The organism is Oceanobacillus sp. FSL K6-0251 (assembly GCF_038004725.1).
Classification (GTDB): Bacteria; Bacillota; Bacilli; order Bacillales; family Amphibacillaceae; genus Oceanobacillus; species Oceanobacillus oncorhynchi.
In genome coordinates this window covers 3,384,280-3,398,546 of sequence record NZ_JBBORS010000001.1, presented here as the reverse complement: position 1 = coordinate 3,398,546, position 14,267 = coordinate 3,384,280, and the positions used below count along the sequence as shown (strand labels likewise).

The window sequence follows — 14,267 nt, the reverse complement described above, 5'->3', positions numbered from 1 at the left end:
TAACATGACAGTAGAATGGCAAAAAGTGAAGAACTTTGAAGAAATAATTTATGAAAAATACAACGGGATTGCAAAAGTAACGATTAATCGTCCTGAAAAACGTAATGCCTTTACACCAAATACCGTAAAAGAAATGATTGAGGCTTTTACAGATGCAAGAGACGATTCCTCCATCGGCGTGATTGTGTTAGCTGGAGAAGGAGATAAAGCATTTTGTTCCGGCGGAGACCAGTCTGTCCGCGGTCATGGCGGCTATGTTGGCGGCGATGAAGTTCCGCGTTTAAATGTACTTGATCTGCAGCGCTTGATCCGTACCATTCCGAAGCCGGTAGTTGCAATGGTTTCTGGATATGCAATCGGAGGCGGACACGTGCTTCATGTAGTTTGTGACTTAACGATTGCTGCAGATAATGCAATCTTTGGACAAACCGGACCAAAAGTGGGCAGCTTCGATGCAGGCTATGGTGCAGGCTATTTAGCCCGCTTAGTAGGACACAAGCGTGCACGTGAAATCTGGTACCTGTGCCGTCAATATAATGCGGAAGAAGCATATGAAATGGGATTGGTAAACACTGTGGTACCTTTGGAAAAATTAGAAGAAGAAACCTTACAATGGTGTGAAGAAATCTTAGAAAAATCGCCAATGGCATTACGCTTCCTGAAAGCATCCTTTAATGCTGATACGGATGGCTTAGCAGGACTGCAGCAGCTTGGCGGGGATGCAACCCTTCTTTACTACACAACAGATGAAGCAAAAGAAGGCAGAGACGCGTTTAAAGAAAAAAGAAAGCCGAACTTCAAACAGTTCCCTAGATTCCCTTAAGTCAGTATGGAAGAAACCTTTGCAGATTACGCAAAGGTTTCTTTTCGCAAAGGAAGGAATATATTTTAATAACGACGGAGGAAGTAAAATGAGTACAGTTATTCCCCATTGGCTTGATAAACAAGCCGATTTATCCCCCGATGAAACAGCCGTAGAATGGAAAGATGGCACTACCGTGACGTTTAGCCAGCTGGCTGAAAACAGCCGGGAAAAAGCAAGAAAGCTTGCTGCCGCTGATGTAACAAAAGGTGATCATGTGGCGGTGCTTTCAGGCAACAGCATCGAAATGATAGAGACCATTCATGCTTGCAGTTATTTAGGTGCAGTGGCTGTTTTATTAAATATGCGCTTAACTGCTTTCGAACGAAAACAGCAAATGGAAGATGCGGAAGTTACGCTGCTGGTTGCAGAAGCAGAGGAGGAGGCTTTGACAGAAATAAAACAGCTGACGTTTGAAAAACTGAATCAGTTAAAAGCCTCTCCTCATATGCAGCTTTTGGAAGAGATAGAGCTGTCTGATGTATTCACAATGATGTATACGTCCGGGACATCCGGTTTTCCGAAGGCTGTCCAGCATACGTATGAAAATCACTGGTGGAGTGCAACAAGCTCCAGCTTGAATTTTGGAAAGCACAATGACGATAAATGGCTGATTCCACTCCCGCTATTCCATGTGAGCGGATTGTCCACGATGTTAAAAGGAATTATTTACGGCATGCCAATTTACTTATTGGAAAAATTTGATGTGGAAGATGTCCACGATGCGATTATGAATAAGGAAGTAACGATTGCCTCTGTTGTCACTGTCATGCTGCAGCGCCTGGTAAGTTATCTGGGGGAATCAAGTTATCCGGAGAGTTTCCGCTGTATGCTTCTCGGAGGAGGGCCAGCCCCAGAATCGCTGCTGCAGCAAACGAAAGCAAAACAAATTCCTGTATTCCAGTCCTATGGTATGACGGAAACAGCTTCTCAAATTGTGACATTAAGTCCGAGAGACGCACTTCGAAAAGTGGGGTCAGCAGGAAAACCGCTGTTTCCGGCGCAATTAAAAATACGCGGACAGCAGGCGAATGAAGTTGGGGAGATACTTGTTAAGGGGCCAATGGTGACACCTGGTTATTATAATAGACCAGAAGCGAATGAAAAATCTTTCTTAAATGGCTGGCTGGCAACAGGCGATGTGGGGTATTTAGATGAAGAAGGCTTCTTATATGTGGTTGATCGCCGCAGTGATCTAATTATTTCCGGCGGGGAAAATATTTATCCGTCAGAAATTGAAAATATATTGCTGCAGATAGAAGGAATTCGGGAAGCGGGGGTAACCGGCTTGACGGACAAGGAATGGGGAGAAATTCCGGTTGCTTTTGTTGTTACGGACAAAATGATTACAAAAGAGGAGATTCTTTCTTTCTTAAAGGATAAATTAGCACGTTATAAACATCCGAAGGAAATTCATTATATGGATCAATTACCGAGAAATGCTGCAAATAAGCTGGTTCGTCAGGCATTAAAGAATTATCGATAGGCGCATAGCAAGTTTGTAACAAATTTTTTGCTGTTTCTTTACAGTTTCATAAAATAGGTTTGGCTCTTTTTAATGACGGGTAGCGCTAACTATACTGTTTAGAAAGGGGCAAAAATCAATGGAAAACTTTATGAACGATTATTTTACAGCAAACTTTTGGACTGGACTCCAAAATGTGGTTATAGCGCTTATTGTTCTTCTTATCGTATGGCTGCTTGCTAAACTGATAAGCAACGTAATAGAAAAAGCGTTAAAGAAAACGAACTGGGATGATAAGCTATTTAATCGGTTCCGGTTAAAAGGGGAACCGGTGAAGTCAGAAAAGGTTATTGCAAAAGCAGTTTATTACATACTGCTGATTGTTGCATTTATTTTGTTCTTCAATATTCTTAATCTGTCGATGATTGCTAATCCATTATCGGATTTGATCTCAACATTCTTAAATTTCATACCGGCAGTAGTGAAGGCAGCATTAATTTTACTATTGGCTTGGGTCATTGCAACCGTTGTCCAATGGATGATTGTTGAAGGAAGCAAGAAACTGCGCATTCAGCGCCTGTTTTCCAAAATAGGAGTTGCTGATTCTGAGGATGGAATCCGAAAAACAACGGAAACTATCGGGAAATTTGCGTTCTATCTTATTTTACTCCTATTTATTCCTGGTGTACTGCAGGCTTTAAATATTCAGGGGGTTGCCGAACCGTTTAGCGGTCTGTTGGCGTCTGTTTTAAACTTTATCCCTAAACTTGCTGCAGCCATACTTATTTTTGCAGTAGGCTGGTTTGTCGGCAAGATTGTCCGCAGTGTCGTAACGAATTTATTAGACGCAGCAGGTACAGAGAAATGGATTCAAAAATTAAAGCTGTCCAATTTATTTGAAGGGACATCTTTTGCAAAATTTGTCGGAAACATTGTTTTCATTCTTATTCTGATTCCAATTACCATCTCTGCTTTAGAACAATTGGAATTAGCAGGGATTACGGAGCCGGCGATTGGCATGCTGCACAGTGTTGTGCAGATGATTCCGAATATCTTGATTGCAATTGGTTTAATTCTGGTTGGCATCTGGTTAGGTAAACTGATTGGCGAATTTGTCAGCAGTTATCTTGCTAAATTAGGATTTAATCGTTTTGTCTCCACGGTCAGCAATAATAAAGCAGTGGACCAGGCGAAATGGACACCATCTTATATTGGCGGCTATGTTGTACAGATTTTAATTATTTTCTTCTTAACGGTGCAGGCATTGTATATTATTCAGTTGGATTTCCTGGTAGGAATTGCAACCGCAATTACTGCTTATCTGCCAAATGTTCTGGCAGCAGTGCTTATTTTGGGCATTGCTTTATTACTCGGTTCAATGGTGCAAAAAGTATTACTGCATCTGTTAAATGGACCGGCAACTGGTGTACTTGCAGGGTTTGCCAAGTATAGTATTTTGATTCTGGCAGCATTTATGGCTGTATCCCAATTAGGTATTGCATCAACTATTGTAAATAGTGCATTTATCTTGCTGCTGGCCGCATTAGCATTGGCCTTTGGACTTGCCTTTGGTTTGGGAGGAAAAGATTTTGCAGCAAAATATCTGCAGAAATTTGATAGAACAATTGATAATACTTCCATTAATCAGGAGCAGCAGAATCGTACGGATAATACGGACAATAATGATAATCTGTAATAACAGTTTGAAAAGGCGTGTATACCTTCAAAGGTATATGCGCTTTTTTTCATATTTAAGAGATTATTTTCGTTTTTTGCGGAGAATATAATCGTGAGGTGATGATATTGGATAAACAAAAATATTTTATCAGTATTGGACAAGGTGAGATTTCCCGGATTCCGTATCAGGGAAATGATGATTTTGTGATTTATGCGACGGCAGAAGAGATATTAATGCTGCGCAGAAAATTTGAAGGACTGCATGAAGCGAGTTTTGACAGCTATAAACGTTCACATATCCCTTTTGTGCCCTACCATTTGGACACTGCCAATGATGTCTATGATGAAACGATGGCAGGAGTGTATCAAGCGTTATATGATCTGGGGGATGAAAATACGAAGAACCATATTCGGACTATGGGAATATTGGATGAAGAGTAGGTAAAAAAGTACTTTGGTATGAAAATGTTTAGATGATATAATAAAAAGGTACAGTATAGTGTATGGAAAATCAGAAATAAAGAATTTTTCATCAGTAAAAACAGGTTTTGTTTAGACAGGAAACATAGATAAGAAGAGGGAGTGCTTGTAGATGAGAAAGCTCGCTTTAATTCTTTGTTTTACAATGATGACAGCCGTTATTTTATCTATCACTGTACCTGGAGAGTCTGCTGGCGAAGGAAACAATCAGATTGATGCATCTGCAGAAGCAGAAGAAATGCAGCCGGATCAGGATGAAGTTATTCGCGTTATGAATGGGTTAGAAGATACATTGAAGCAGGATGCGGATGATTCGTATAAGCTGAAGCATTATGCAACAGAACAGGAGCTTACAGAAGCTTTTGAAGCATATGTTACACCAGAATTAGCCGCAGCCTTTGTTGACTATTACTTCCGGGCTGAAGCGGAAGGCGTTTATGTTATCCCGACACAAACGGAGCCATGGTTTCAAGAAGAAAATGAATATGATATGATAAATATATCAAATCATTCTGTACAAGTAGTACAGGAAAATGAAAATGACATGGTAGGGAGTTACACTCTTGTGGTGGAGATGGCATTTCAAAACGGCTGGAAAATTCAAGATATAAGCTATAAGTGATAACAGCCCTGTGGGAAAGTAGTGGAAGTAGTGAACGTTTTTAAGGATTTTTACAATAATACGGTACAATTATCTTTTTTAGATCATCCATTTTCAAAAAGCCCTAAGCATGTATGGGTGATTTGCAGATATAAAGATAGATGGCTGTTAACGGATCACAAGGAAAGAGGAATTGAATTTCCTGGAGGGAAGGTCGAACCTGGAGAGACAGCAGAGCAGGCAGCTGTCCGGGAAGTTATGGAGGAAACAGGGGCAACGGTAAACAAGCTCCATTACATTGGACAGTATAAAGTGGACGGGCGTTATGAAACAGTCATTAAGAATGTCTACTATGCGGAAATTGATGAATTGATTCCGCAATCTACTTATTATGAAACGAAAGGTCCGGTATTCCTAAAGAATATCCCGGCGAATGTAAAAAGGAAAACGGATTTTAGTTTTATTATGAAGGATGCTGTACTGGAATCCTGTTTGCTCCGGATAAAAAAATCGTATGTATAAAAATAGCAGTCAGCTGAGCGCTGGCTGCTATTTTCGGATCAGCATCTGCTCTATTTTTTCTACGGTTTTGTACATAATCGCCGCAAGGATAGCGATGATGACAAGGCTGGACATAACAAGCGTAAAATCAAATACCTGAAAGCCGTAAATAATTAAATATCCTAACCCCTGTTTGGAAACTAAATATTCCCCGACAATAACTCCTACCCAGGATAGCCCGACATTCACCTTTAAGGTGGAGATAATAGCTGGTAAGGAGGCAGGAAAAACCGCTTCTTTAAAGCATTGCCATTTTGTTGCTTCAAAGCTCCGCAACACTTTTAAATAATTTTGGTCTACCTCGTTGAAAGCCGCAAATACAACAAGGGTGGTAACAATAACAGAAATAATAAATCCCATCGCAATGATGGATAAATAGCCGGGACCAAGTGCTACGATGAGTATCGGGCCGAGAGCCACTTTTGGCATCGCGTTAAAAACTACCAGATAAGGATCCATGACTTTCGCAAAACGATGAAAGCTCCAGAGCATAGAAGCAATGATAATTCCGGCAATTGTGCCGATCAAAAAGCCGAGGATGGTTTCAAGCAGCGTAATCTGAATATGACTGAGTAAGGATCCCTCTAAGAGCCGGCTCCATATCGAGCTGAATACCCGGCTGGGCGAGCTGAAGAGCAGCGGATCTATCCAGTAAAACCTGCTGGCTGTCTCCCAGAGAGCAAAAAATAAAATTAAAATAGACAGCTGCCAGGTCAGTACAATCTTAGCCTCTTTTTTTAATTTTTGCTGATAGAGTGCAAATAACTTAGGGCCGTTCATAAGCATCCTCCTCTAGAGGCTTTACTGTATCTTTTTGCTGGTCTAAGTCCGCCCAGATTTTATCGAAAAGCCGGCTGTATTTTGGATGCTTTCTTGCCATAAACGGTGATTCATTTCGTAATTCAACAGGCACGTCATATACTTTTTCAATTGCACCGGGATGCGAAGACATCAGAATAATCCGGTCGCTCATTGAAATAGCTTCCCCAATATCATGTGTTACCAGAATCGCTGTTTTTTGATAAGCTTTTAATAAATCAGCTACCAATACTTCCAGTTTTAGCTTTGTCTGAAAATCCAGAGCAGAAAAGGGTTCATCCAGTAAGAGAATTTCCGGCTCTGTGATAAGTGTTCTGATTAATGCCGCCCGCTGCCGCATCCCTCCTGATAATTCATTAGGGTATTTATCTGCGACATTTTCTAGACCGACTTCTTCCAAAAGGGCAATTGCTCTTTGCTTTAAATCCTCTGGCTGCCGTTTTCTGATTCTGGGTCCAATGAGCACATTATCAATAATATTTTTCCAGGGAAACAGATAATCCTGCTGGAGCATGTAGCCGATTTCTAAATCGCTTCCCTCTATTTTCTTACCGTTCACTAAAATATTGCCTTCAGCAGGTTGCAGCATTCCAGAGATAAGAGAGAGCAGCGTAGATTTACCACAGCCGCTTGGTCCGAGCAATGAAATGAATTCATTCTTTTTCACAGAGAAAGAGATATTGTGCAGCGCTTCTGTATATTGTTTTTTGGAGAAGTAGTAATGAGATACCCGGTCTAATGTAAGATAAGACATTGTTGGCCTCCTTTATTCCCCGATAATCCGCTCTGCATACTCTGTGTTGACGAGATCTTCATAGGGAGCGTCTCCAGGGAGTTCTCCAGCTTCATCCATAATATCTTTTAGGTTTTCCCAGGCATCCTCTTTCAGCAGTGGAGATGTCGCAAAGGATCCCTGCTGTTTATAACGGTCGATGGCATTCGCGAGCATTTCTACATCGGTATCTTCAAAATATGGCTCTACCACTTCGGCAATTTCTAACGAATCTGTTTCCTGCACCCATTGCTGTGCTTTATAGATTGCTCTGGTAAATGCTTCGACCGTTTCCTCTTCTTCATCTAAAAAGCTTTGCTTTGCCATGAAGACAGTGTACGGCACTTGCCCGGATTCTTCTCCGAAAGAGGCGACAATCTCACCCTGGCCATTCGCTTCAAAAATACTTGCGGTTGGTTCAAATAACTGCACATACTCATAATCGCCGCTGGCAAAAGCGCCTGGAATATTTGCAAAATCAATATTCTGAACTAAATTTAAATCTTCTTGAGGGTTGATATCATGCTGCTTCAAAACATACTCTCCAACCATCTGGGGCATTCCGCCGACACGCTGGCCGAGAAAATGGCTGTCGCGTAAATCCTCCCAATTAAATTCTTCATCTGCATCCTTGGCTACTAAAAATGTGCCGTCTGTCTGAGTCAGCTGGGCAAAGTTCACGGCGTAATCCCTGGAATCCTGAGCATAGACATAGATAGATGTTTCTGAGCCGACCAGCGCAATATCTGCGCTGTCAGATAACAGTGCTGTCATTGTCGTATCGCCGCCCCATGTTGTTTGCAAATCAACCTCCAGTCCTTCTTCTTCGAAAAAGCCTTTTTCTAAAGCAACATATTGCGGTGCATAAAAAATAGATCGTGTGACTTCTGCAAGGTCTATCTGGGTCATTTTATTTTGATTACAGGCACTAATGAGAAGCAGAGAACAAATCAATAGAATGAAACAAGCAAGCTTTCTCATTTTCTTCTTCCTTCCTTTCTCAAAAAACTGTTCTTGAATATCTTCTATAAATATATGTTTCGCGGGATGATTGTGTGAACGCCTAGAATTTGGAGATTTTGTGAGGTGAAAAGGAAAGAGCAGCAAGAAAAAAGGGTAAATCCAAATTGGAGTTTACCCTTTTAACGCGTGAATATGCTATTTTGGAGAAGCTGTTTGATTATACTGGACGATACAGCGGACCAGCCTGTTGAATTGTTTCGCTGACTTCCGTGAATTTCTCGAAATTCATATGAAATTTTCCAGCTAATTTTTTAGCTTCCAATTCATAACTTTCCTTATCCGCCCAAGCATTTTTAGGAACAAGCACTTCATCAGGAACACCTGGAATGGATTTTGGAATAGCCAATCCGAAAATTTCATCTGTTGTTGTTTCCGCGTCATTTAACTCGCCGATTAAAGCGGAATGCACCATCGCACGCGTGTAGGATAATTTCATTCTCGTTCCCACACCGAACATGCCGCCGGTCCAGCCAGTATTAATCAGAAATACATTTGCATCAAATTTATCAATTTTTTCTCCGAGCATTTCTGCATAGACAGATGGATTTAATGGTAAAAACGGAGATCCGAAGCATGCTGAGAATGTAGCTACAGGCTTAGTTACACCACGTTCTGTACCAGCCAGTTTGCTCGTGTATCCGCTTAAGAAATGATACATTGCCTGCTCTTTTGTCAATTTACTGATTGGCGGCAAAGTACCGGAAGCATCTGCGGTCAGGAAAATAATTGTATTTGGATGTCCAGCCACACTTGGCTCTAAGCTGTTATCAATATTTTCTAATGGATAAGCTGCCCGTGTATTTTCTGTTAACGAAGTATCATCATAATCCGGGACGCGTGTATCTTCATCCAAGGCGACATTTTCCAGAACAGATCCGTAGCGGATCGCATCAAAGATTTGCGGTTCTTTTTCTGCGGATAAATTAATGCATTTTGCATAGCAGCCGCCTTCAATATTAAAGACACCCTCGTCACTCCAGCCATGCTCATCATCACCGATTAATCTTCTGTCAATGTCAGCTGAAAGTGTGGTCTTTCCAGTTCCGGATAACCCGAAAAATAAAGCAACATCGCCTTCATCTCCAACGTTAGAGGAGCAATGCATGGACAGAACATTTTGCTCAGGGAGCAGGAAATTAGCTACAGAGAAGATAGATTTTTTTATCTCTCCAGCATATTCTGTTCCGCCGATAAGCACAATGCGCTGTTCAAAGGAAATGAGAACAAAAGCCTCGGAGTTTGTACCGTCAACTTCCGGGTCTGCTTTAAAACCGGGAGCGGAGATTACTGTAAAATCAGCTTCATGTAATTGCTCCATGTCTTTTTCAACAGGAATAAATAATTGTCTTGCGAATAAATTATGCCAAGCGTATTCATTGATTACCTGAATAGGCAGTTTGTATTTTTCATCCGCACCCGCATAAGCTTGCAGGTGAAAAATTTCCTCTTGGTTATCTAGATAGGCAATCACTTTGCCCAGCAGCTGATTAAAGACTTCCTCTTCAATAGGCTGATTAACATTTCCCCAGTCTACCTTATCCGCTGACAAAGCATCTTTTACAATAAATTTATCTTTTGGAGAACGTCCCGTGTATTTTCCAGTGGTGGCACGGACCGCGCCAGTAGATGTTAATTTTGCTTCATCACGATGAATAATTTTTTCAATAAGCTGGCCAACAGAATAGTTGCTGTAAATATTAGTTAAAGTGAGCTCCTCCAGTATACTTCTCCGCAATATTTTCATAAAGCAATTATTCACTCCTTAATTAATGGTTTAGAATTGATTTTATCTTGAAATATGTTTATTAGTATAACACATTAAATATAATAGTCCATACTAATTTATGAAAAATTATTTTTTCTGTCACAAATGATAATAAGGTTGACAGGAGAGGCTTGTTTCGTTAATCTAAATATTGAACGGATACTCTTATTTGGAGATGGTGGAGGGACAGTCCCGATGAAGCCCAGCAACCTCACTTGAAGTGAAAGGTGCTAACCTGATGCAAGGATCATTCCTTGAACAATAAGAGCGAAAGGCCAATAAGTTTTCCTTTCCTCATATATTTTGAAGGAGAGGTTTTTTTGTTTTTAGGAGACTTTTTAAATATCCTCTAAAAAATGAAACCACATTGGGTGGAATGATAAATTTATATTGAAATAGAGTTCCGTAACATTATTGGAGAAGGGGAGTTAGCCTTATGGCTGCAAATCGTCGTTTATTTACTTCTGAGTCAGTTACTGAAGGGCATCCGGATAAGATGTCTGACCAAATTTCAGACGCTATTCTGGATGAGATTCTCTCGAAGGATCCGAATGCCAGAGTAGCTTGTGAAACTACGGTTACAACTGGAATTGTTTTAGTTGCCGGAGAGATTTCTACAAGTACATATGTAGATATTCCTGCAATTGTACGTGAAACAGTACAAGGAATTGGCTATACACGGGCAAAATATGGTTTTGATTCAGAAACATGTGCTGTATTGACTGCTATTGATGAGCAGTCTCCTGATATTGCCGGCGGTGTGGATGTTGCGCTGGAAGCAAGACAAGGACAAGAAAGCGAAGAAGAAATCGAGGCAATTGGTGCCGGTGACCAGGGATTAATGTTTGGTTATGCATGTAATGAAACTGAAGAGCTGATGCCTTTACCAATTTCTTTAGCACACCGTTTATCCAAAAGATTAGCAGATGTCCGGAAGGAAGAGATTATCGGCTATCTGCGTCCAGACGGGAAAACACAGGTAACCGTTGAATACGGTGAAGATAACCAGCCGCTGCGTGTAGATACGGTTGTCATTTCCGCGCAGCATCATCCGGATATTACGAATGAACAAATCGAAGCGGATATTATTAAACATGTTGTCGAAGCTGTTGTACCCGGTGAATTACTGGATGAAAAAACAAAGTACTATATTAACCCGACCGGGCGCTTTGTTTTAGGCGGTCCGCAAGGCGATGTCGGCTTGACCGGAAGAAAGATTATTGTAGACACTTATGGAGGCTATGCCAGACATGGCGGCGGCGCTTTTAGCGGTAAAGATGCAACGAAAGTGGATCGTTCTGCTGCATACGCGGCCCGTTATGTTGCTAAAAATATTGTTGCTGCAGGTCTTGCTGATTCTTGTGAGGTTCAGCTGGCTTATGCGATTGGCGTTGCACAGCCCGTTTCTATCTCAATCAATACGTTCGGTACAGGGGAAGTCAGTGAAGAGAGATTAGTGGAAGCAGTCCGGGAGCTTTTTGATTTGCGTCCGGCAGGTATTATCCGCATGCTTGATTTAAGAAGGCCAATCTTTAAAAACACAGCTGCTTACGGCCATTTCGGACGTACAGATATTACATTCCCATGGGAAAAAACAGATAAAGTCGAAGAATTAAAAGCGTTGACTGCAAAATAAAAAAACGTCAGGTGTTTGAAGATGCCTGACGTTTTTCTTTGGAATAGGATGGTTTTACTCATTTCCGCCCATGTTTGTTTCTTTTAAATAATATTGTCCTTTTTCCACATAGGATTTACGGATGCGGTCCATTTCTTGATAGTCTTTATCGGTTAATTCACGAACCACTTTAGCCGGCCTACCCATAGCTAATGTGCGGGGCGGTATTTTTTTGCCCGGCGGCACCAGACTTCCTGCGCCGACAAAAGCATGCTCCCCGATCTCTGCGCCATCTAAAATAATGGACCCCATGCCAATCAGCGCATGATGGCGTATAATTGCTGAATGCAAGGTGACTTGGTGTCCAACAGTGACATCATCTTCAAGAATTAACGGCATATCAGGACTTTGATGCAGCATAGAGAGATCCTGGACATTGGTACGCTTACCTATTTTTGTCGGTGCTACATCACCGCGAATCACCGTATGAAACCAAATACTTGCTTCTTCTTCAATCGTCACGTCTCCGTTGATTACTGCATTTTTGGCAATGAATGCGGCAGAATCAATAGACGGGGTTATTCCTTTATATGATTCAATCATTTGTATTCCTCCAACTCAGTCATATTGATTAAAGTATATCAAAGGAAATATTATCTGGAAAGGCAGTTCTAAATGAGTTGATTTTAGTACTGAATGAAGGAGAAAGACTTGTTATTCCTATCGTAATCTCCTAATTGTAGGCATATATTCTAAGTCATTTGTTTGATGTGGATAATAAGTTTGAATGTAGATTTATTTCTTTTTATCCTCTACAGATACGCATCTTTTTATGGTAGAATAAATAAGCTGGTTACTTAAGGATAGTAATAACATAAAGAGATAAACAGAAATGCTATTCTAAGTAATTTCCACGTTGTTGATTTGACAATGGGAGCAGTAACAGATGTTCCAGTCATAACTGGAATAAGTAATTGTATAAATCTGTTTTAATCTCGCTATGGATAATGGGACATCCATACAAACAGGCGGACTTTTACAGAGAGAGAAAGTTTTGCATGTGGCGCAGAGAACTGATTTATCGTTAAAAATGGGGTTGTACTTTCATGTTGATTCAAATTGTAATAGGGATTTTATTTTTTATCGGTGTCTATATACTGATAAGCGATGAGCAAAAATGGCTGCGTCTGACAACATTTGGTTATTTTATTTTGCTAACTATTATTTTTGCAGCCGGATATATGAATCAGTTGAACAGCCTGCAAGACCCTGAACTGGGTGACCTTTCTGCATTGCGCGACTGGGTTTATCTATTTGGATATTTATATTCTGTCCCGCTCATGGTTGTATCAGCTTATATTTGGATTCCCTATCCCAAAAAATATAAGACACTTCGCTCCCGTGTGCTCATGATTTCATTTATTATATTTATTATCATGACAGCCGGGCACTTCTTAAATTTATTCTTTCGATTACTATTTTTAGGAATTGCATAAGAAACGCTCTATGATGCAGAGCGTTTCTTTTTTTCGATAGCAATTAAAAAAGGTGCTTGATTTTGCTGATTGATAAATTGGTACCTGAGCACTTGATATTCTTTTTGATTTAATTGTGAAGCGTAAGAAAGAACCGCTTCTTTTTCTTCCCCGCCGCCCGGGTGTCCATAATAAATAACCAGAACGATCAGACCGTTTGTTTTCAGTTTTTTCAATATCGCTTCAACCGAGGCGATGGTGGAGGGCGCTTTTGTGACTATTGATTTATCGCTTTTTGGCAAATAGCCAAGGTTAAAAATAGCGCCGCCAAAAATTTCTTCTTTAATATTGCTATGTATCTTTTCATGGCTGTCCTGAATAAGGGTTACATTATGACAGTCATTTTCGTAAAGTATCGCTTTCGTATTTTGAATGGCCTGCTCCTGGATATCAAATCCATATACCTTGCCGGAAGGGCCGACAGTCTGGCTTAAAAATAATGTATCATATCCGTTTCCACAGGTCGCGTCGATAGCTGTATCTCCTTCTTTCAGGCTTTCTTTTAAAAGTGCATGTGCGCAGGTTAAAACATTTAATAGCATGTTACTGTCTCCTTCTGTATTTTTTCCAATGGAAATATGCTGTATTTCATTATAACAAGAAAAACGGTAAAATGTTTATTGCTCCGCTTCCAATTGAATAGTCAACAGTCTGTATTATATTTTTCCTCGTGATATGGTTTCCAATTATAAAAATAAGTGTATACTAAGAAGTAAGATACGTCAGGTCAACTTGACACGGAATATTTATTTCATTATAATTCCAGTATCTATCATAAAACGAAAGACGATGAAAAAGGATTAGTAATAGGTTTTATCAGTTTTAGAGAAGCAGTGGGTGGTGAAAACTGCTACTGATAGACGTATGAACTCACCTTTTTAGTTTGCAGTAATGAAATCAGAGTAGTTACTGTCGTTTCATCAACGTTACCGATGTCAAGCGAGCGCTTCTTAGCGTTAATTTGGGTGGTACCGCGGGAATAAACACAGCTTCTCGTCCCTTCATTGGGATGAGTGGCTTTTTTTATACCTGATTTTATAAGAAATCGGGATATAGATGTCCGTGCCGTATGTGATTGAACGATACAAGAGT

At 40.5% G+C, this 14,267-nt stretch carries 14 protein-coding genes, 1 riboswitch and 1 other annotated feature; of the genes, 8 read left to right on the top strand and 6 right to left on the bottom strand.

Translation table 11 applies throughout. The annotated features are described in order from the left end of the window. The first annotated feature begins 4 nt into the window (after positions 1-4). The 6 genes from menB (at position 5) to ytkD (ending at position 5,607) form a co-directional block, all read left to right on the top strand. Positions 5-823, top strand: coding sequence for a 1,4-dihydroxy-2-naphthoyl-CoA synthase (gene menB, locus MKY45_RS16900; protein WP_042530692.1), 819 nt, complete (start codon positions 5-7; stop codon positions 821-823). An 88-nt stretch (positions 824-911) separates the two neighbouring features. Continuing rightward, positions 912-2,348 carry an o-succinylbenzoate--CoA ligase gene (locus MKY45_RS16895; protein WP_042530694.1) on the top strand — a complete coding sequence of 479 codons (1,437 nt, stop codon included), beginning with the start codon at positions 912-914 and terminating at the stop codon, positions 2,346-2,348. Positions 2,349-2,466: 118 nt separating this feature from the next. Beyond that, complete coding sequence (locus MKY45_RS16890) at positions 2,467-4,023, top strand: mechanosensitive ion channel (RefSeq protein WP_052484934.1); 1,557 nt, start codon at positions 2,467-2,469, stop codon at positions 4,021-4,023. A 101-nt stretch (positions 4,024-4,124) separates the two neighbouring features. Then, positions 4,125-4,445, top strand: coding sequence for a hydrolase (locus MKY45_RS16885; protein WP_226895252.1), 321 nt, complete (start codon positions 4,125-4,127; stop codon positions 4,443-4,445). Positions 4,446-4,596: 151 nt separating this feature from the next. Continuing rightward, the gene (locus MKY45_RS16880) at positions 4,597-5,106 is read left to right on the top strand and encodes a hypothetical protein (protein WP_052484935.1); all 510 of its coding nucleotides are present in this window, start codon (positions 4,597-4,599) and stop codon (positions 5,104-5,106) included. Between the two features lie 30 nt (positions 5,107-5,136). Further along, complete coding sequence (ytkD, locus tag MKY45_RS16875) at positions 5,137-5,607, top strand: RNA deprotection pyrophosphohydrolase (protein ID WP_256704936.1); 471 nt, start codon at positions 5,137-5,139, stop codon at positions 5,605-5,607. Between the two features lie 27 nt (positions 5,608-5,634). On the opposite strand, the gene MKY45_RS16870 is transcribed toward ytkD, so the two are convergent. From MKY45_RS16870 to pckA, 4 genes are all read right to left on the bottom strand, one after another. Next, on the bottom strand, positions 5,635-6,426 hold the full coding sequence (locus tag MKY45_RS16870) for an ABC transporter permease (protein WP_139089033.1): 792 nt from the start codon (positions 6,424-6,426) through the stop codon (positions 5,635-5,637). Beyond that, positions 6,413-7,219 carry an ABC transporter ATP-binding protein gene (locus MKY45_RS16865; RefSeq protein WP_042530700.1) on the bottom strand — a complete coding sequence of 269 codons (807 nt, stop codon included), beginning with the start codon at positions 7,217-7,219 and terminating at the stop codon, positions 6,413-6,415. Before MKY45_RS16865 ends, MKY45_RS16870 begins: the two co-directional genes overlap by 14 nt. A gap of 12 nt (positions 7,220-7,231) precedes the next feature. Continuing rightward, the gene (locus MKY45_RS16860; protein WP_193065452.1) at positions 7,232-8,218 is read right to left on the bottom strand and encodes an ABC transporter substrate-binding protein; all 987 of its coding nucleotides are present in this window, start codon (positions 8,216-8,218) and stop codon (positions 7,232-7,234) included. Positions 8,219-8,417: 199 nt separating this feature from the next. Further along, positions 8,418-10,004 carry a phosphoenolpyruvate carboxykinase (ATP) gene (gene pckA / locus MKY45_RS16855; RefSeq protein ID WP_193065451.1) on the bottom strand — a complete coding sequence of 529 codons (1,587 nt, stop codon included), beginning with the start codon at positions 10,002-10,004 and terminating at the stop codon, positions 8,418-8,420. Between the two features lie 183 nt (positions 10,005-10,187). Next, positions 10,188-10,293: riboswitch (SAM riboswitch) on the top strand. Positions 10,294-10,461: 168 nt separating this feature from the next. On the opposite strand from pckA, the gene metK reads away from it, so the two are divergent. Beyond that, a complete protein-coding gene (gene metK, locus MKY45_RS16850; protein WP_042530704.1) occupies positions 10,462-11,661 on the top strand; it encodes a methionine adenosyltransferase in 1,200 nt (399 codons plus the stop codon). A 54-nt stretch (positions 11,662-11,715) separates the two neighbouring features. On the opposite strand, the gene MKY45_RS16845 is transcribed toward metK, so the two are convergent. Next, the gene (locus tag MKY45_RS16845; protein WP_042530706.1) at positions 11,716-12,243 is read right to left on the bottom strand and encodes a gamma carbonic anhydrase; all 528 of its coding nucleotides are present in this window, start codon (positions 12,241-12,243) and stop codon (positions 11,716-11,718) included. A gap of 503 nt (positions 12,244-12,746) precedes the next feature. On the opposite strand from MKY45_RS16845, the gene MKY45_RS16840 reads away from it, so the two are divergent. Beyond that, positions 12,747-13,136 carry a hypothetical protein gene (locus tag MKY45_RS16840; RefSeq protein WP_042530708.1) on the top strand — a complete coding sequence of 130 codons (390 nt, stop codon included), beginning with the start codon at positions 12,747-12,749 and terminating at the stop codon, positions 13,134-13,136. Between the two features lie 8 nt (positions 13,137-13,144). Here the strand turns inward: MKY45_RS16840 and MKY45_RS16835 are convergent, their stop codons facing one another. Continuing rightward, the gene (locus MKY45_RS16835; protein ID WP_341173139.1) at positions 13,145-13,717 is read right to left on the bottom strand and encodes a class I SAM-dependent methyltransferase; all 573 of its coding nucleotides are present in this window, start codon (positions 13,715-13,717) and stop codon (positions 13,145-13,147) included. A 238-nt stretch (positions 13,718-13,955) separates the two neighbouring features. Then, positions 13,956-14,179, top strand: a binding site (T-box leader). Positions 14,180-14,267 lie beyond the last annotated feature (88 nt).

Bases quoted from the DNA above. Each gene is read 5' to 3' on its own strand.
- MKY45_RS16895 (WP_042530694.1), top strand. From the start codon at position 912: ATGAGTACAGTTATTCCCCATTGGCTTGATAAACAAGCCGATTTATCC.
- MKY45_RS16845 (WP_042530706.1), bottom strand. From the start codon at position 12,243: ATGATTGAATCATATAAAGGAATAACCCCGTCTATTGATTCTGCCGCA.
- MKY45_RS16880 (WP_052484935.1), top strand. From the start codon at position 4,597: ATGAGAAAGCTCGCTTTAATTCTTTGTTTTACAATGATGACAGCCGTT.
- pckA (WP_193065451.1), bottom strand. From the start codon at position 10,004: ATGAAAATATTGCGGAGAAGTATACTGGAGGAGCTCACTTTAACTAAT.
- MKY45_RS16885 (WP_226895252.1), top strand. From the start codon at position 4,125: ATGATATTGGATAAACAAAAATATTTTATCAGTATTGGACAAGGTGAG.
- menB (WP_042530692.1), top strand. From the start codon at position 5: ATGACAGTAGAATGGCAAAAAGTGAAGAACTTTGAAGAAATAATTTAT.
- MKY45_RS16840 (WP_042530708.1), top strand. From the start codon at position 12,747: ATGTTGATTCAAATTGTAATAGGGATTTTATTTTTTATCGGTGTCTAT.
- MKY45_RS16865 (WP_042530700.1), bottom strand. From the start codon at position 7,219: ATGTCTTATCTTACATTAGACCGGGTATCTCATTACTACTTCTCCAAA.
- MKY45_RS16835 (WP_341173139.1), bottom strand. From the start codon at position 13,717: ATGCTATTAAATGTTTTAACCTGCGCACATGCACTTTTAAAAGAAAGC.
- MKY45_RS16860 (WP_193065452.1), bottom strand. From the start codon at position 8,218: ATGAGAAAGCTTGCTTGTTTCATTCTATTGATTTGTTCTCTGCTTCTC.
- MKY45_RS16890 (WP_052484934.1), top strand. From the start codon at position 2,467: ATGGAAAACTTTATGAACGATTATTTTACAGCAAACTTTTGGACTGGA.
- metK (WP_042530704.1), top strand. From the start codon at position 10,462: ATGGCTGCAAATCGTCGTTTATTTACTTCTGAGTCAGTTACTGAAGGG.
- MKY45_RS16870 (WP_139089033.1), bottom strand. From the start codon at position 6,426: ATGAACGGCCCTAAGTTATTTGCACTCTATCAGCAAAAATTAAAAAAA.